General features: G+C 74.1%; 17 protein-coding genes. 7 read left to right on the top strand and 10 right to left on the bottom strand.

What is annotated here, in order from left to right; all coding sequences use genetic code 11:
- Positions 1–87 precede the first annotated feature (87 nt).
- Together HOY81_RS04210 and HOY81_RS04205 are read left to right on the top strand one after the other, a co-directional pair.
- Positions 88–1506: a cytochrome P450 gene (locus tag HOY81_RS04210; RefSeq protein ID WP_237318244.1), complete on the top strand. Its 1419-nt coding sequence runs from the start codon at positions 88–90 to the stop codon at positions 1504–1506.
- 273 nt (positions 1507–1779) lie between these two features.
- Positions 1780–3165: a cytochrome P450 gene (locus HOY81_RS04205; RefSeq protein ID WP_272892333.1), complete on the top strand. Its 1386-nt coding sequence runs from the start codon at positions 1780–1782 to the stop codon at positions 3163–3165.
- A gap of 106 nt (positions 3166–3271) precedes the next feature.
- Here the strand turns inward: HOY81_RS04205 and HOY81_RS04200 are convergent, their stop codons facing one another.
- The 3 genes from HOY81_RS04200 to HOY81_RS04190 all read right to left on the bottom strand — a co-directional run bounded on the left by HOY81_RS04200 (position 3272) and on the right by HOY81_RS04190 (position 5428).
- Entirely contained in the window at positions 3272–4075 is an 804-nt protein-coding gene (locus tag HOY81_RS04200; RefSeq protein ID WP_237318242.1) for an SAM-dependent methyltransferase, read from the bottom strand.
- A gap of 183 nt (positions 4076–4258) precedes the next feature.
- Entirely contained in the window at positions 4259–4741 is a 483-nt protein-coding gene (locus tag HOY81_RS04195; RefSeq protein ID WP_237318240.1) for a GNAT family N-acetyltransferase, read from the bottom strand.
- Between the two features lie 93 nt (positions 4742–4834).
- Positions 4835–5428, bottom strand: coding sequence for a hypothetical protein (locus HOY81_RS04190; RefSeq protein WP_237318238.1), 594 nt, complete (start codon positions 5426–5428; stop codon positions 4835–4837).
- Between the two features lie 1542 nt (positions 5429–6970).
- Between HOY81_RS04190 and HOY81_RS04185 the strand changes: the two genes are divergently transcribed.
- Positions 6971–7777 carry an exodeoxyribonuclease III gene (locus HOY81_RS04185; RefSeq protein ID WP_237318236.1) on the top strand — a complete coding sequence of 269 codons (807 nt, stop codon included), beginning with the start codon at positions 6971–6973 and terminating at the stop codon, positions 7775–7777.
- A 131-nt stretch (positions 7778–7908) separates the two neighbouring features.
- Here HOY81_RS04185 and HOY81_RS04180 read toward each other — a convergent pair whose 3' ends face one another.
- The 4 genes from HOY81_RS04180 to HOY81_RS04170 all read right to left on the bottom strand — a co-directional run bounded on the left by HOY81_RS04180 (position 7909) and on the right by HOY81_RS04170 (position 10297).
- On the bottom strand, positions 7909–8484 hold the full coding sequence (locus HOY81_RS04180) for a hypothetical protein (RefSeq protein ID WP_237318234.1): 576 nt from the start codon (positions 8482–8484) through the stop codon (positions 7909–7911).
- Position 8485: 1 nt separating this feature from the next.
- Entirely contained in the window at positions 8486–8611 is a 126-nt protein-coding gene (locus HOY81_RS27270) for a hypothetical protein (protein WP_272892332.1), read from the bottom strand.
- A gap of 169 nt (positions 8612–8780) precedes the next feature.
- Positions 8781–9323 carry a hypothetical protein gene (locus tag HOY81_RS04175; RefSeq protein ID WP_237318232.1) on the bottom strand — a complete coding sequence of 181 codons (543 nt, stop codon included), beginning with the start codon at positions 9321–9323 and terminating at the stop codon, positions 8781–8783.
- Positions 9324–9586: 263 nt separating this feature from the next.
- Positions 9587–10297 carry a MerR family transcriptional regulator gene (locus HOY81_RS04170; protein ID WP_237318325.1) on the bottom strand — a complete coding sequence of 237 codons (711 nt, stop codon included), beginning with the start codon at positions 10295–10297 and terminating at the stop codon, positions 9587–9589.
- Between the two features lie 377 nt (positions 10298–10674).
- On the opposite strand from HOY81_RS04170, the gene HOY81_RS04165 reads away from it, so the two are divergent.
- From HOY81_RS04165 to HOY81_RS04155, 3 genes are read left to right on the top strand one after another with little or no spacing between them, the layout of a single operon-like run.
- Positions 10675–12228, top strand: coding sequence for an NAD(P)/FAD-dependent oxidoreductase (locus tag HOY81_RS04165; RefSeq protein ID WP_237318230.1), 1554 nt, complete (start codon positions 10675–10677; stop codon positions 12226–12228).
- The gene (locus HOY81_RS04160; protein WP_237318227.1) at positions 12225–13199 is read left to right on the top strand and encodes an alpha/beta fold hydrolase; all 975 of its coding nucleotides are present in this window, start codon (positions 12225–12227) and stop codon (positions 13197–13199) included. The genes HOY81_RS04165 and HOY81_RS04160 overlap by 4 nt, the downstream gene beginning before the upstream one ends.
- Positions 13196–14077: an SDR family oxidoreductase gene (locus HOY81_RS04155; protein ID WP_237318225.1), complete on the top strand. Its 882-nt coding sequence runs from the start codon at positions 13196–13198 to the stop codon at positions 14075–14077. Before HOY81_RS04160 ends, HOY81_RS04155 begins: the two co-directional genes overlap by 4 nt.
- Positions 14078–14258: 181 nt before the next feature.
- Here the strand turns inward: HOY81_RS04155 and HOY81_RS04150 are convergent, their stop codons facing one another.
- Positions 14259–14618, bottom strand: a complete 360-nt coding sequence (locus HOY81_RS04150; RefSeq protein WP_237318323.1) for a multidrug efflux SMR transporter — start codon at positions 14616–14618, stop codon at positions 14259–14261.
- A gap of 77 nt (positions 14619–14695) precedes the next feature.
- Positions 14696–15016, bottom strand: a complete 321-nt coding sequence (locus tag HOY81_RS04145; protein ID WP_237318223.1) for a multidrug efflux SMR transporter — start codon at positions 15014–15016, stop codon at positions 14696–14698.
- A 111-nt stretch (positions 15017–15127) separates the two neighbouring features.
- On the opposite strand from HOY81_RS04145, the gene HOY81_RS04140 reads away from it, so the two are divergent.
- The gene (locus HOY81_RS04140) at positions 15128–15490 is read left to right on the top strand and encodes a MerR family transcriptional regulator (protein ID WP_237318221.1); all 363 of its coding nucleotides are present in this window, start codon (positions 15128–15130) and stop codon (positions 15488–15490) included.
- Positions 15491–15586: 96 nt separating this feature from the next.
- On the opposite strand, the gene HOY81_RS04135 is transcribed toward HOY81_RS04140, so the two are convergent.
- Positions 15587–16243, bottom strand: coding sequence for a hypothetical protein (locus HOY81_RS04135; protein WP_237318219.1), 657 nt, complete (start codon positions 16241–16243; stop codon positions 15587–15589).
- Between the last annotated feature and the right edge of the window lie 32 nt (positions 16244–16275).

Raw genomic sequence — 16275 nt, 5'->3', positions numbered from 1 at the left:
GGGCGTCGAGGCCGCCGGAGCGCCCGCTCCGTTCGGCCGCCGAGCCCGGCCGTCATGCCCACGGAGAACGACCACGCAGGAGGTTCGGTGACTCCCCACCCGCCCGACGGTGCGCAGGACGCCCCCGCCACCCCGCCCCCGGGCTGCCCCGCCCACGCGTCCGGCACGGACGGGCTGACGCGGCTGCACGGGCCGGAGGCCGTGGCCGGCGGCCGGGACGTGTACGAGCGGCTGCGCGCCCAGCACGGCCCCGTGGCCCCGGTGCTCATCCCCGGCGAACTCCCCGCCTGGCTGGTGCTGGGCTACCGGGAGATCCTGGAGGTCGTCCGCACCCCCTCGCTCTTCACCCGGGACGGCGTCTGGACCCACGCCGACCAGCTCGGTCCGGGCCACCCGCTCACCCCGATCCTCGCCCCGCAGCCGCTCTGCGTCTTCTCCGACGGTATGCAGCACCAGCGGTGGCGTGGCGCGGTCACCTGGAGCCTGTCGCAGTTCGCCGCCCGGGGGGTGCGCCGCCATGTGGCGCGCTTCGCCGACCAGCTCGTCGACGGCTTCGCGGCGGACGGCCACGCCGACCTGGTGGCGCAGTGGGCGGAGCAGCTCCCGATGCTCGTCATGACGAAGCTGCTGGGCCTCCCCGAAGAGGAGGGACCGCAACTCGTCGCCAAGTGCCGCGACCTGATGAAGGGCACCGAGACGGCCGCCGAGAGCAACGACTACCTCACCCGTGCGCTCCAGCAGCTCGTCGAGACCAAGCGCCGCACCCCGGGCCACGACATCGTCTCCAAGCTGATCGAGCACGCGTCGGAGCTGGACGACGACGAGGTGCGCGAGCACGCCCGGCTGCTGCTCATCGCGGCCAACGCCACCACCATCGGGCTCATCACCAACACCCTGCACCTGGTCCTCACCGACCCGCGCTTCCGCGGCAACCTGTCGGGCGGCCAGATGACCCTCCCCGACGCCCTGGAACAGGTCCTCTGGGACCGGCCGCCGCTGGCCGTCTGCCCGTTCCGCATCGCCGGCGGCGACACCGAGCTGGGCGGGCAGCGCATCGCCGAGGGCGACCTGCTGCTGCTCGGACTGGCGGCGGGCAACGTCGACCCGGACATCCGCCCCGACCTCGACAGCCCCATGCACGGCAACCGTTCCCACCTGGCCTTCAGCGGCGGCCCGCACGAGTGCCCCGGACAGGACCTGGGCCGCACCATCGCGGACACCGGCATCGACACCCTGCTCCAGCGGCTGCCGGACCTGCGCCTCGCGGTGGACGTCGCGGAGGTGCCCTCGGACGACACCTGGATGGAGGGGCGGCCGGGTCTGCTGCCCGCGCAGTTCACCCCGCGCCCGCCCGGGAACCGCACCGGGACGCCCGTCGCCGCCACGGCCGCGCAGCCGCTGCCCGAGACCGTACCCTCCACCGCGCTGCCGGAGGCGGAGTCCGTGCCGCCCGGGCCCGCGGTCACCGGGCTGCTCAAGCGCCTGCGCCGGCCGGCCCGGCACTGAGGCGTCGCCCCGCGCCGGGCGCCCCGGCTCCGGGCCCCGGCCCGGGGCCGCTCGGGCGGTGCCGCCCGTCCCCTGGCCGCCGCCCGGCCTGCGGGGGCCGTACGGGAACGACGGCACGTACACCGCACCGCACGAATTCGGCCATTGCGCACACTCGTTCGGCATGAACGGATCGCCGGCCGGGGTAGGCATGATCTTCAGCCGGCCCGGTTCTCCGCCCCGGGCGCCGGCGTACGACCCGGCGCGGAGCTGGTGAGAAGGGACGGACTGGGGATGGCCGACGGTGGGATGGCGGCGGTGCCGCACGCCCCGGGCAGACTTCCGCTGCTGGGGCACGCGTGGCCGCTGATGCGCGACCCGCTGAACTTCGTGAAGTCCCTCCGGGAGAGCGGCGACCTGGTGCGGGTCGACCTCGGCGGCCTGCCCGTCGTCTTCGTCACCAACGCCTCCCTGGTCCACGAGGTGCTGGTCACCAAGGCGCGTTTCATCTCCAAGGGACGGCTCTTCAGCCGCATGACGCCGCTCGTCGGCGGCGGGCTGGCCACCGCCGACGGGCAGGAACACCGGCGGCACCGGCGGCTCATCCAGCCGACCTTCCACCACCGGCGCCTGGCCGGCTACGGCGAGATCATGGCGGCCCGCGCGCGGGAGCTGGCCGATGCGTGGCGGCCCGGTCAGCGCGTCGACATGGTGCAGGAGATGGGCGAGTTCGCCATCGTCACGCTGGCCAGCACCATGTTCGCCTCGGACCTCGGGGAGCAGGCGGTCAAGGCCGTACGCCGCGACATCCCGGTCATCCTGCAGACCATGCTCACCCGGGCGGTGCTGCCGCCCGCGCTGGACCGGTTGCCCGTCCCCCCGAACCGCCGCTTCCTCGCGGCCTCGGCCCGGCTGCGGAAGGTCATCGACGACGTCATCAAGGACACCCGGGCCTCCGACGACGAGCACCCCGACCTGCTGTCGATGCTGCTCGCCGCGCGCGACGCGGACACCGGCGAGGCCCTCACCGACGAGGAGGTCCGCGACGAGCTCGGCACCATGCTCTTCGCCGGCACCGAGACCACCGCCTCCACCTTCGCCTGGACCTTCCACGAACTGGCCCGCCACCCCGAGGTCGAACGCCGGGTGCTGGAGGAGATCGACGAGGTCGTCGGCGACCGCCAGGTGACCTTCGCCGACATGTCCCGGCTGACCTACCTCCGGCAGGTGCTGGACGAGGTGATCCGGCTGCACGGCGTGACGCTGCTGATGCGGCGCACCGCGCAGCCCGTGGAGCTGGGCGGCGTCGAACTGCCCGAGGGCACCGAGATCGCCTTCAGCCTCTACGCCCTCCACCTCGACCCGCGGCTCTACCCGGAGCCGGAGCGCTTCGACCCCGACCGCTGGTCCCCGGAGCAGCGGGCCGAGCGGCCCCGGGAGGCGTTCGTCGCCTTCGGCGCCGGGAACCGCAAGTGCATCGGGGACGAGTTCTCCTGGACGGAGATCATGATCACCCTCGCCACGGTGCTGCCCCGCTGGCGCTTCCGTCCCGTCCCCGGGGTGACCGTGCGGGAGGAGACGGCCGCCATGGCCCGCCCGAAGAGCGTCCCGATGATCGTGGAGCCGCGCGCGGAACGGGCCCCGGGCAGCGCGGAGTCCCCGGGCCTGCGGGCCTCCTGACGGCCCGGCCCGTTGCGGGCGGGCCGGCCCTGCGGCTCGGGTGCCTGCGGCTTCCGGATACCGGGTGCCGGGTCGCGCGGCTTCCGCGCCCGCGCGGCCGGGCGTCCTACGGCTTCCGGGCCACCCCGCAGTAGAAGGCCACCTCGTCGGGCTCGCCCCACGGGGTGGCCTCCGGGCGCCAGCGGGAGCACGAGACGACACCCGGCTCCAGCAGTTCCAGCCCGTCGAAGAAGCCTTCCACCTCCTCGGGTGTGCGCTGCTTGAGCTTGGGCGTGCCCACCGAGTTCCAGAAGCGGACGGCCTCGTCCACGTCGTCCAGCCCCGGCGCGGTGATGGTGTGTGAGAGCGCGAGATAGCTGCCCGACGGCACCGCCTCCATCAGCCGCCGCACCACGTCCCGCGCCTGCGCGTCGTCGTTCACGAACATCGCGATGCCCAGCAGCATCACCGCCACCGGCCGGGAGAAGTCCAGGGTGCGCTCGGCCTCCCGGAGGATCGCCTCCGGGGCGTGCAGGTCGGCGTCGATGTAGTCGGTGACCCCCTCGGAGGTGCTGGTCAGCAGGGCCCGGGCGTGGGCGAGGACCAGCGGGTCGTTGTCGACGTACACGATCCGCGACTCCGGGGCCACGCGCTGCGCGACCTCGTGCGTGTTGTCCGCCGTGGGCAGGCCGGTGCCGATGTCCAGGAACTGCCGGATGCCCGCCTCACCGGTCAGATGCCGCACGGCACGCCCCAGGAACGCCCGGTCCGCCCGTGCGTAGTCCAGGATGCCGGGGTGCAGCTCGCGTATGCGGTCGCCGGCCTGCCGGTCCACCTCGTAGAAGTCCCGCCCGCCCAGCCAGTAGTTCCACATGCGGGCGGAGTGCGCCACGCTGTCGTCGATCTTGGGCCGGGTCTGCTCCTCAGTCATGCCCCGCACCCTATCCGCGCCGGGTGCTCCGGGTGAGCCCAACGACGCGGAAAGTCACGGAACTCGGAGCGGAAGGCCGGGCGCAGCAACCGTGCCGTGCGCCATGTCCTGCGCAGCCGGACTCCCCCGGGCCGGCCGCCCGTCGCACGCGCCTCGCGCTGCCTCAGTTCGTCCGGCGCGGATTCAGTCCGCCCGGAGCGGCTTCGCGTAGCAGCGGCTCTCCTCGTGGAAGCGGTAGTGGCCGAACTTGGTCGTCGGCTCGTACCCCTCCGACACGTACAGCGCGATCGCCTCCGGCTGCCGGAGGCCGGTCTCCAGCACCATCCGCACCCGGCCCGCCGACCGGGCGCTCTCCTCCAGCGCGGCCAGGATGCGCCGGGCCAGGCCCCGCCCCCGGGCCTCCCGCACCACGAACATCCGCTTGATCTCCGCGTCGCCGTCGGCGTACCCCATGTCGTCGCGGTCCTGCGCCCGCCAGCCACCGGTCGCCACCGGCCGGCCCTCCTCGTCGTAGGCCAGCAGGTAGAGCCCGTGCGGCGGCTCGAACATCCTCGGGTCGAGGGGGGTCACGTCCGCCTCGCCGTAGCGCTCGGTGTACTCCTCCTGCACCACGTCGTTCAGCTTCAGCGCGTCCGGATGGTCGTACCGCACAGCACGTATCTCCATAGCCCCGCATCCTACGGTCGGCACTTCTGCCCCGGTGGCCGCCGGCGGGGCAGCCCGGGGCCGGCGCCCGGCCACGGCGTCGTACGGAGGCGCTCAGTGGCCTCCGCGGTTCTCGACGCAGGGGCCCGTCCCGGGCTGCGGCTCGGCGTAGGCACCGTGCACCTTGCTGGTCAGCTCGTCCTCCGTGACCCGGCCGGACACACAGACGTCTCCCGTGTGCACGCTGTAGGACCCGTACCCGATGTGGACACCGTGTTCCTCGCCACAGCCGAGACGGCTCAGCGCCGCCGCGACCCGCTCGTCGGGGAAGACGCCGTACTCACCCGCGCCGCCTTCCCGCCGGACCTTCTCCAGCTCCTTCTGGATGAGCCTCGCCGACGCCTGTCCGCGGGCGCGCTTCTCCGCCGTCATCGGCGCCTGCATGCGGTAGGCGTGGTTCTCGGCGTAGTTCGGCGGCCGGTCCCCGTTCTCCTCCCGGGGCGTGCCGTTCCGGCTCGGAGTGGGGGACGACGGCAGCTCCGTGGGCACCTCGGCGGGCTGCGCGCACTTCGGCCGGGGAGAGAAGCTCGGCTCGGGAGTCGGCGAAGCCCCGCCGGCCGACTCCGCATGCCCCGCCTGCCGGCTGCCGCACGCGGTCACCGTGAGCACGACGAGGGCGGCTGCTGCGGCTGATCGTCTGAGAGACATGCCCCGAGTCTCCTGCCTCGGGCAGCGCGCGTCATGAGCGTTCGTACTCAGATGCGGCCACTGCTGCCTCCGCCCGCCGCACGTGGCGTGTGGCGGGCGAACGACCGGTTGCGAGCAACGGCCCTACGCGGTGGGGGTGGTGGGGGGTGCGTTGCCGGGTGCGGGGCTCGTTCTGGTGCTGTTACTGCTTGGCGGGCTACGGGGGGAGGGGTGGTGGGTGGTGGGTTCGTTCTGGTTGCTGGTGGCGGGTGGCGTGGTGGGTTGGGGTTCACCCGCCGGTGACGGGGTGGGGCGGTGGGGCGGTCGGTGGCCGGTGACGGGGGTGCCCTGGCTGGCTGCTGCCGCGCTGTGGCTGGGGTTTCGTCTTCTCGCTCCGCTCGTTGCACGTGGGTGGCAGTGCGGGGTCCGCCTGCCGGCCGTTCCGGAGTGGGGGTGCGCGGGGCTCGTAGCCGGTGGGGGCTGGGGCCGGGCACCCTGCCTGTGGCCTGGCCTGGCCTGGCCTGGCCTGTCCGAGGCCGGGCTTCTGACGCTCGGCCTGCGGCCTGGCGGGGGTCGCGAGCCCGGGTGCGGCTTGCGGGCGCCCGCACGACCTGGCGGGCCGGGCTTGTACCCGGCGAGCGCCCCCGGAGCCCCGGAGTGTAAGACCCGTCAGTGGGCACCACCCCTGACAAATTCCGGACGATCTTGTACTGGTCCACGCTTTTGGCAAATATCGGCCCAGATTTGTCCAAAGCGTGGACCAGTACAAGATCACGACGCGGGCGGGCCTCCGGGGGCCCCGATCGGCCGCGCGGGCAAGGCGATGATCCCGCCCCCGGAGCCGTCCCCGCCCCCGCCGGGCTCGACGCGGCCCATCAGCCCTCCGGCGCGGGCCGGCTTCCGGTGCGACCCGGGCCGCACGCACCCTCACTCCGGAACGGCCCGCTCCACCGGACCTCCGGCACGACCCGGGCCGCGCGCACCCCCACTCCGGAACGGCCCGCAGACAGACCGCGCAGTGCCACCGGCGTGGAACGAGCGGAGCGAGAAGACGATGCCTCGGCCACAGCGCGGCAGCAGCCCGCCAGGGCACCCCCGTCACCGGCTGCCGACCGCCCCGCCGACCGGCCCCGTCACCGGCGGGTGAACCCCAGCCCACCACGCCACCCGCGCCCGCAACATGAACGAGCCCGCCACCCACCACCCCTCTCCCCGTAGCCCGCCAAGCAGTGACCGCAACAGAACGAGCCCCGCACCCGGCCACGCACCCGCCCCCGCCCCGTCGCGAAGCCGCCGACGCCCGGCCCGCACTCGGCAACGCATCCGCCCCGCCCCGTCGCGAAGCCGCCGCCGCAGCAGCCGGCCCGTGGCGCCCGCGCCTTGGGGCACGCCCCCGAGAGACCCTGCGCCCGGCCTCGCCGACGGGCGCGGGGACGGTGTGCCGGAGCGGTTAGGGTGGCTGGCTCGGCCGGGTTCCGGCGGGTGCCACCAGTGGCGCCGGTCACGGGGGGCCGCGGCCGGGGAGCGGGGGAGGTTGCACGGACGGACGGGCAGGGAGCTGCTGTGATTCAGGTGACGACGGTCAATGTGAACGGGCTGCGTGCCGCGTCCCGCAAGGGCTATGTCCCGTGGCTGGCGGAGACGGACGCCGACGTCGTCTGCCTGCAGGAGGTCCGTGCGGAGCCGGAGCAGCTTGCCGCCGGGGTGCGGGAGCCGGAGGGCTGGCACGCCGTGTGGGCGCCGTCGTCGGTGAAGGGCCGGGCGGGTGTGGCGTTGCTCACGCGCCGGGAGCCGGAGCGGGTCCGGATCGGCTTCGGGGCCGCGGAGTTCGAGGAGTCCGGCCGGTATGTGGAGGCGGACCTCCCTGGCGGCCTGACGGTGGCCAGCCTCTATCTGCCGTCCGGCGAGGTCGGCACCGAGCGGCAGGCGGAGAAGGAGCGCTTCATGGCGGACTTCCTGCCCTACCTCCGGGAGTTGCGGGAGAAGGCGGCGGCCGACGGCCGTGAGGTGCTGATCTGCGGCGACTGGAACATCGCGCACCGGGAGGCCGACCTGAAGAACTGGCGCGGCAACCGGAAGAACTCCGGCTTCCTGCCCGAGGAGCGTGCCTGGCTGGACCGGGTCTTCGACCCGGCCGACGGCGGCTACACCGACGTCGTACGGGCGCTGCATCCCGAGGAGACCGGGCCGTACTCCTGGTGGTCGTACCGCGGCCGGGCGTTCGACAACGACAGCGGCTGGCGCATCGACCTGCTGGCGGCCACCGCCGGGCTGGCGGAGCGGGCCGTGAAGGGGTACGTGGAGCGGGCGGCCGCGCACGAGCTGCGCTGGTCGGACCACGCTCCGGTGACGGCGGTGTTCGACTCCTGACGGAGTCCGCCAGGAGACAGGAGCGGTCCTGTCCTGTGCTCGCGAGGCTCCGGCCGGCCCCCGCAGCCCACGCTGCTGAACGGCCCGGCCCGTGTGGCAGGTTTCCAGTCCTGCCCGGGTGCCGGGCCGGCTCAGGCGGGTACCGGCCGCCCGGGGTCGTCCTGCGGCGCCGGATCGCGGTCGCCGCCCTCCCCGCCGCCGCCCCCGTGGTCGCAGAAGGGGCACCAGGGCTGGAGACGGCTGTGCGTGCGGCCCATCCAGGTGGTGGCCAGGGAGAGAAGGAGGCCCAGGCTCAGGACCAGGCCACCGAGCCCGCGCGAGTGGTCGCCCGCCTCGGCGAACCCCAACAGGAGGGCGGCTCCGGCGCCTTGGAGCAGCAGGGCGGTCGTACCGGCGAGGCTTGCCCGCGAGGGGCGGTCGTAGGTGGCGTGGAAGGCGGCGAGCGTCCACCGCCAGCGGCGCTTCCGCTGGGCCGCCTCGGCGGCGTTCAGCGGCATGGCCCCGACGCACCTCTCGCACAGTGGTCCCCTGAGGTGCCGGGTCTGCATGGCCGAGGAGACGGCCATCAGGGTGACGGCGGCGGCGAGGACGGTGGTGCTCGCCGGGTTCGGCGGGACGACGGCGGAAGCGCCGAACAGGAGGACGCCGACGGCGTTCAGGGCGTCACCGTGGTGGCGGTGCCGGAGCCCGGCCAGACCTACGCGCACGTCACCGGGCGTCCGGCACGCCGTGGAGCCCGCCGGTGCCGGCCACGGTGCGGGTGCGGCCCGGGCCGGGGCGGCCGAGGCCGTCGGTGGTGTCGCGGACGGGGTCCGCCCGGGTGTAGAGGCTCACGCGCTCCTCCTGCGGAAGGTGTCTGCACCGGCGAGGATATCGGCCGGGGGCGGCCGGAGGCTGCCGTGCGGGCCCGTGTGCCCCGGCCGGTTCGGGGACGGCCGTCACCGGGCCGCCGTGGGAGCGGCCGGTACGGGAGTGCGGATGCCGGCCGGCGCAGGCACCCGGGTCACGTGCTCGACGGCACCAGGCCCAGCGCGGTCAGCGTGACGATCGCTGCGGTGAGGACGCCTCCGAGCACGATCGCACCCAGTGTGCCGAGGACGAGGTGACGGGGGCGCAGGCCGGCGCGGCGGTGGTAGGAGAGCCCGAGGACGCCGTAGCAGAGCGCGAAGAGCGCGAAGAAGCCCACGTAGGCGAGTTCGCCGAGGGCGATGCCGTCGCCCTCGACGATCATGACGATGCCCTGGGCGATGCTGCCTGCGCAGTAGACGCCGAGGGTGATCCACGCGGCATGGGCGCTCACCCCCACCACGGGGGGAGCGAGCAGCCGGCCGGGGGCCGAGGTCCGGACCCGCGGGGCGACGGTCAGCGCCGCCACGAACGCTCCGGCGAGTTTCAGCACCAGGACCAGCAGGTTCATCACGGCGAAGCCGACCGGATGGTCCGCGGTCAACCGGTCGTAGTCCTCGCCGGCGAAGAAGCCCGTGGTGAGCAGGTCGAGGTTGACCAGGGCGAAGCCGACGCAGCAGAGGACGGTGACCGCTGCCACGGCGCGGACCGTGCTGCTCGGGCGGGAGGGCGTGACGGGCTGCCTCCCCGTCGAGGCCGGAGACGTCGAGACTGTCATGCCCGTGACGCTACGGGGATGTTCCCCGTGACTTCTTCCACCGTGAGGGCTACGCCCATGCTCCTGAAGGATGACCGGTCGGCACGGGCACGGGCCCCACGGCGGACGCACGGCGGCCCCACGGCGGACGCGCGGCAGGGGTGCGGGCCGCGCCTGCGCGTCCGCGGGGCCCTGTCCGGCAGCTCTCAGGAGCCGGGTGCACCGCCGTCCTGCCGGAACCACTCGGCGACCTCCTCGCGCACCCGCCGGTCCAGGGCGAGGCCGAGTTCGGCGTCGACGACCTGCTGGGCGAGCGGGCGGAGGCGCTCCAGGGCGGTGTTGATGCGCTCGGCGTCGGCGGGGGAGAGGTCGCCGGGGAGGACGTGGCTCCGGAGCAGCTCGCTGAAGATGCGGGCGATCACGTCCACATGGGTGCGCAGCCGCCGTCCGCCCTCCAGGACGGCGGAGAGCGGGATGCCCTCCTCGACCAGGGCGGCCGAGGCGTCCAGCAGCCGCCGGCTGACGTGCACCATCTCGTCGCCCTCGACCGCGACATAGCCCAGGTCGAGGGAGGCGGCCAGGTCCTCGGCGGTGATGTCGCTGCCGAAGTAGTCCGCCATGTCCTCCGGGGTGAGGCGCACCGGTGTCTCGTCGGAGAACGAGCCCGTCAGCAGCGAGTCCACGCCCAGGAGTTCGGCGGCGCTGTTCCGGGTCGCGCCCTTCTCGAAGGCGGTGAGCAGCTCGGCGATGCCGCCGAGGGTGTGGCCGCGTTGCAGCAGCGTGGTGATGGTGCGCAGCCGGGCCAGGTGGTGTTCGTCGTACCAGGCGATGCGGCCCTCGCGGCGGGGCGGCGGCAGCAGCTTGCGTTCGCGGTAGAAGCGCAGGGTGCGTTCGGTGATGCCGGCCGCCTTCGCCAGTTCGGCGGCCCGGTACTCGCGCTTGCCGTCCTCCGCGTCGCCGCCGGGGGTACCGGACCGCGCGGGCTCGTACGGGGTCGCCGTCTCCGGCCGCCGGTCCTCGGGCCGGTGCGGTCGCTCCGGTCGTTCGTCTGGGGTCGCCACGGTGTCAGCCTATGCCGGGCCGGTGGTGCGGTACGGGCCCGCCGGCCGGCGGCGCCGACCAGGCCCTTCGGGTAACCGCCGGTAACTCGTGTGGTCCACCCCCTACCCATCGGTAGTGAACTGCTCTACGCTCCACCGTGCCAGTGATTACTGGCGTAGTACGTGCGGCGCCGTCCGAGCGGCGCCGCACGTGCGCACGCAGCGGCAGGACCAGACCCTCAGGAGGCGGCGCGATGGCGGCCGAGCGCGAGCACGAGCACGTACGGGTGGCGGTGATCGGATCCGGATTCGGCGGCCTGGGGGCCGCCGTGCGGCTGCGCCGCGCGGGCATCACGGACTTCGCGGTGCTGGAACGCCGCGACGCGGTGGGCGGCACCTGGCGCGACAACAGCTACCCGGGCTGCGCCTGCGACGTGCCCTCGCACCTCTACTCCTTCTCCTTCGCCCCCAACCCGGACTGGCCGCGCACCTTCTCCGGCCAGCGGCACATCCGCGCGTACCTGGAGAACGTCACGGACGCCTTCGGCCTCCGGCCGCACATCCGCCTCGGCCACGAGGTGCACCGGATGAGCTGGGACAGCCGCGAACTGCACTGGATCGTCGAGCACTCGCACGGCACCCTCACCGCCGACTTCGTCGTCTCCGCCACCGGGCCGCTCTCCGACCCGAAGATCCCGGACTTCCCCGGTCTGGACACCTTCGAGGGCAAGGTCTTCCACTCCGCCCAGTGGGACCACGACTACGACCTGCGCGGGAAGCGCGTGGCCATGGTCGGCACCGGCGCCTCCGCCATCCAGATCGTCCCGGCCATCCAGCCCGAGGTCGGCCGGCTCACCGTCTTCCAGCGCACCGCGCCCTGGGTGATGCCGCGCGTCGACCGGCGGATCACCGGCCTCGAGCGCCGGCTGCACGCGCGGCTGCCCGCCACCGGCCTGCTCCGCCGTCAGCTCCTCTGGGGCGTCCGGGAACTCCAGGTCAGCGCCTTCACCAAGCGCCCGGACCAGTTGGGCCTGGTGCAGAAGCTGGCCTCCGCGCACATGAAGCGGGCCGTCAAGGACCCGGTGCTGCGGGAACAGCTCACCCCGGACTACCGCATCGGCTGCAAGCGCATCCTGCTCTCCAACGACTACTACCCGGCGCTCGCCCGGCCCAATGTCGACCTCGTCGCCTCCGGGCTGCGGGAGATCCGCGGCAACACCCTGGTCGCCGCCGACGGCACGGAGACCGAGGTGGACGCCGTCGTGTTCGGCACCGGCTTCCACGTCACCGACATGCCCATCGCCGAGCGCGTCCACGGCGCCCACGGCACCACCCTCGCCGAGGAGTGGAAGGACGGCATGGAGGCGCTGCGCGGCTGCACCGCCGCCGGCTTCCCCAACTTCATGACCGTCATCGGGCCCAACACCGGCCTGGGCAACAGCTCGATGATCCTCATCATCGAGGCCCAGCTCAACTACATGATCGACTACCTCACCCAGCTCGGCACCCTCGGCGGCCGGGTCGCGCTCGACGCCCGCCCGGAGGCCGTGCGGGCCTGGAACACCCACATCCAGGACCGGATGCGCCGCACCGTGTGGAGTACCGGAGGCTGCGACAGCTGGTACCTGGACGACAACGGCCGCAACACCACCGTCTGGCCCGGCACCACCGCCGAGTTCCGCCGTGTCACCCGCCGTCTGGACCTCACCGAGTACGAGGTGCTCCGCGCCGGCGAACCGGGACGCGCCCCCGCGGACCCCACGGCCGCGGAACGCGTCGCCGCCACGGCCGGGGAGGCCGCTGCATGAGCCGGCCGCCCCACGCCGCGTCCACCGGGCCCGCCGGCCCCGGCCGCTACACCCCGCCCGCCCCGCGCCGCGAGACGACCGCCGTCTCCGCCGACGGCGCCCGGCTGTACGTCGCCGAGTACGGCCCGGAGGACGCCGCACCCGTCGTCCTGGCCCACGGCTGGACCTGCGCCGTGGCCTTCTGGGCCCCGGTCATACGGGCACTGACCGCCGCCGGGCACCGGGTCGTCGCGTACGACCAGCGCGGCCACGGCCGCACACCCGCCGCCGAACCCGCCCGCTACAGCACCGAACTGCTCGCCGACGACCTGTGCGCCGTGCTGGACGCCACCCTCGCCCCCGGCGAACGAGCGGTGCTCGGCGGCCACTCCATGGGCGCCATGACGCTGATGGCCGCGGCCGAGCGCCCGTCCTTCCGGGAGCACGCCGCGGCGCTGCTGCTGTGCAGCACCGGCCCGTCCCGGCTGGTGCGGGAGGCGCGGGTGGTGCCGTTCCCGCTCGCCGGCGTACGGGCCCGGCTGCAGGCCCGGATGCTCGGCACCCGCGCACCGCTGGGGCCGGTGACACCGGTCTCCCGGCGCATCCTGCGCTACGGGACCATGGGCCCGCGCTCCTCCCGGGAGGCCGTCGACGCCTGCGCCCGCATCGTGCTCGCCTGCCCCCGCGGGGTGCGGGCGGCCTGGGCCCGGGTGCTGGACGAACTGGACCTGACGTCCGCCCTCGCCCGGCTCACCCAGCCCACGGCCGTGGTCGCCGGCACCGCCGACCGGCTCACCCCGCCCGTGCACGCGCAGCGCATGGTGGCCGCGCTGCCGCACTGCACGGGCCTGACCGAACTGCCGGGGCTCGGCCACATGACCCCGGTGGAGAACCCCGACGCCGTCGCCGGCGTGCTCACCGGCCTCGTGCGGGACCATCTGACGGCCGGTCACCGGCCGAGCACCGGAACGATCAAGGAGGAGAGCGCGTGAGCCGCAGGAGTGTGGAGGGACAGGTCGTGGTCGTGACCGGCGCCGCGCGGGGCGTCGGGGAGCTGCTGGCCCGCAAGCTCAGCGCCCGCGGCGCGAAGCTGGCGCTGGTCGGCCTGGAGCCGGACGAGTTGAAGAAGGTCGCCGCGTCGCTGCACACCGAGGCCGAGGCCTGGCACGCGGACGTGACCGACCACGAGGCGATGGCCCGGGTTGCTGAGGAGGTCCGGGAGCGGTTCGGCAAGGTGGACACGGCCGTCGCCAACGCCGGGGTGGCCAGCGGCGGTCCGTTCGTCGGCTCCGACCCGGTCTCCTGGCGCCGGGTGATCGAGGTCAACCTGATCGGCGGCGCCGTCACCGGGCGCGCCTTCCTGCCGTTGCTGCTGGAGTCCCGGGGCTACTTCCTCCAGGTCGCCTCGCTCGCCGCCCTCACCCCGGCCCCGATGATGAGCGCCTACTGCGCCTCCAAGTCCGGCGTCGAGGCCTTCGCGCACAGCCTGCGGGCCGAGGTCGGCTACAAGGGCGTACGGGTCGGCGTGGGGTATCTGAGCTGGACCGACACGGACATGGTGCGCGGCGCCGACCAGGACGAGGTGATGCGGGACCTGCGGAAGCGGCTGCCCTGGCCGGCCGGCAAGACCTACCCGCTCGGCCCGGCCGTGGACCGTCTGGTCGCCGGGATCGAGCGGCGCTCGCACCACGTGTACGGGCAGTGGTGGCTGCGCGGCATGCAGGGCGTCCGCGGTGCGCTGCCGTCGCTGCTCGGCACCGTGGGGCAGCGCGAGATGCGGCGGTTCGAGCCCCGGCTGGCCGCCGGGTCCCCCCAGCGCGGCCTCGTCGGCGCGGGCGGCGCGGCGGACGAACAGGAGCGTGGGGCGTAGGGCCGGGCTCTCCGGTCCGGTGCGGCGGCGGGGGTGTCTCCCGGGGCGTCGCCTTCGCCCTGCTCTCCGGCCGCCCCGGTGCTGCCCCCGCGCGGTGCGGTCCGGCGGGCGGCGGCGGGTTCCGCCGTGGTGCCTCGCCGGACCGCCCCGGCCGGACCGCCTTCCCGCCGGACCGGCCGGCTCACGTCGCCGTGGCCCGGTCTCCCGGCCTGCCGGCGGGTTCCGGGGCGTCCCGCGGCCGGTCGGCGAGCTTGAGCCACACGACCCCGGCGATGATGACGCCCAGCCACCAGGCCCGTACGGGAGTGAGCGTCTCGGCGAAGAAGACGGGACCGAGCAGCGCCGCGCCCACGGCACCGATCCCCGCCCAGACGGCGTAGCCGGTCCCCACCTCGATGGTGCGGAGCGCGACGCTCAGGGCGTAGAGCGTCAGGAGGAAGAAGAGGGCGGCGACCAGCGACCACCACAGGCGGGTGAAGCCGCGGCTCCCGCCGACGGAGAGCGCGTAGCCGACCTCGAAGGCTCCGGCGAGGAGGAGCATGAGCCAGGCGTGAGCGGTGCGGTGAGGAGAGTCGGGCACGTGGGTGCGTCCTTTCGCGGGTGGAGTCGAGGCGGGTCTCAGGCGGCGCCGCTGAGCTGGAGGCCGACGACGCCGGTGATGACGACGGCGATGCCGAGGGCCTTGCGCCAGTCCAGGCGCTGGCCGAAGAGCAGCGCTCCGAGCACGGTGATGCCGATGCCGGCGACGGACGTCCAGAGGGCGTAGCCGACTCCGACGTCGAAGGTCAGCAGCGCCCTGCTGAGGAAGAAGGTCGCGGTGGCGCCGCTGAGCAGCGTCACCAGGGTCCAGGTGCGGTTCCGGAAGCCTTCGGCCTTGCCGGCCGCGAGGGCGACCGTGATCTCGAAGACGACGGCGACGGAGAGATGGAGCCAGTGCATCGGCGGTCCTTCTGTTCGGTGACCGGTGGGGTGCGACCGGTCCACCGTGGGACTTCACACCGGTGTCAGATGCAAGACTCGGGAGTCCGCCGTCCGTTCCGGGAGGTCTGCATGCGCATCGGTGAGCTCGCAGCGGTCACGGGCGTCAGCCCCCGTTCGCTGCGGTACTACGAGGAGCAGGGGCTGGTGCGTTCCGCACGCACCCCCGGCGGCTGGCGGGACTTCGACGCGTCGATGGTCGAGCGGGTCCTGCTGATCCAGCACCTCTTCGCCGCAGGGTTGCACAGCACGACGATCAACGAGCTGCTTCCCTGCCTGGAGGCACCGCCCGAGGAGCGCACCGGGGTGATGGAGCAGCTCCTCGCACAGGAGGTCGAGCGGCTCGAGGCCAAGAGGCGGGACATCGACCGGGAGCTGGAGGTCCTGCGGGCGCTGCGTCGGGAGACGACCACCCCGTCGGCGCCGGGCGCATGACCCCGCGGCCTCCGTCGTGCGCTATCGCTCGGCCCGACCCCGGCGGAAGCCCGGCCCCGGGTGGCGTGCACCGTACGGCGACCTCTCCGGCTCAGGTCACCGCAGGAGCGGTGCGGAGCACTCGGCGCCGGGAGGGCAGAACCAGGCCGAGGCGTAGGTGACCAGCTCGAGTTCGTCGTCGCGGCCGTCGGCGTCGGGGCCGTAGGCGGCCAGGGCGTACACGCGGCCGTCGGCGGCGACGAAGCGGAGGTCGTAGACGTGCCAGGTGCCGAGGTCGGGCTCCCCCCGGAGGGAGTCGGCCAGGTACTCCAGGCGCGAGCCTGCGAAGTCGCCCTGATCGAGCTCCTCCAGGGCGAGCTTGCGGAAGCCCTTCGGCTGGAACTCCTCCTCCGACAGGAACAGCTCGAAGGACGCCGCCGGCGACGCTTCCGCCACCTCGAAGACCTGCAGCCGGTGGGAGCCGTCGGCATCGCGGTAGTTGACCACGGGCATGCCGTACGCGGACTCCACCTCGCTGCGTGTCCAGCCCTGCGGTACGGCGATCCGGAACCCCTCGTCGTCGACGAACACCTCGTATCCCTCGGGAGGCGTGGCGGACGGCGCGGCGGAGACACCGGGCGACTCGGACTCCGACGGCTCCTGCACCGGTTCCGGGGTGGGGGTCGCGGCGACGGTCGGCGGGCCGTCCTGCTCTTCCTCCCCCTCCCCCTCCCCGTCAGCGACGACCAGCGTGAGTACCAGACCGACGGCCACACCGAGGACGGCGACCCCTGCAACGAGGGACC

It is taken from the genome of Streptomyces sp. JJ36 (assembly GCF_021696945.1).
In the GTDB taxonomy this organism is placed as follows: domain Bacteria; phylum Actinomycetota; class Actinomycetes; order Streptomycetales; family Streptomycetaceae; genus Streptomyces.
This window is presented reverse-complemented; position numbering and strand designations above follow the sequence as displayed.

Coding starts and splice junctions, on each gene's coding strand:
- HOY81_RS04205 (WP_272892333.1), top strand. CDS start 1,780: ATGGCCGACGGTGGGATGGCGGCGGTGCCGCACGCCCCGGGCAGACTT.
- HOY81_RS04200 (WP_237318242.1), bottom strand. CDS start 4,075: ATGACTGAGGAGCAGACCCGGCCCAAGATCGACGACAGCGTGGCGCAC.
- HOY81_RS04195 (WP_237318240.1), bottom strand. CDS start 4,741: ATGGAGATACGTGCTGTGCGGTACGACCATCCGGACGCGCTGAAGCTG.
- HOY81_RS04190 (WP_237318238.1), bottom strand. CDS start 5,428: ATGTCTCTCAGACGATCAGCCGCAGCAGCCGCCCTCGTCGTGCTCACG.
- HOY81_RS04165 (WP_237318230.1), top strand. CDS start 10,675: ATGGCGGCCGAGCGCGAGCACGAGCACGTACGGGTGGCGGTGATCGGA.
- HOY81_RS04160 (WP_237318227.1), top strand. CDS start 12,225: ATGAGCCGGCCGCCCCACGCCGCGTCCACCGGGCCCGCCGGCCCCGGC.
- HOY81_RS04150 (WP_237318323.1), bottom strand. CDS start 14,618: ATGCTCCTCCTCGCCGGAGCCTTCGAGGTCGGCTACGCGCTCTCCGTC.
- HOY81_RS04145 (WP_237318223.1), bottom strand. CDS start 15,016: ATGCACTGGCTCCATCTCTCCGTCGCCGTCGTCTTCGAGATCACGGTC.
- HOY81_RS04140 (WP_237318221.1), top strand. CDS start 15,128: ATGCGCATCGGTGAGCTCGCAGCGGTCACGGGCGTCAGCCCCCGTTCG.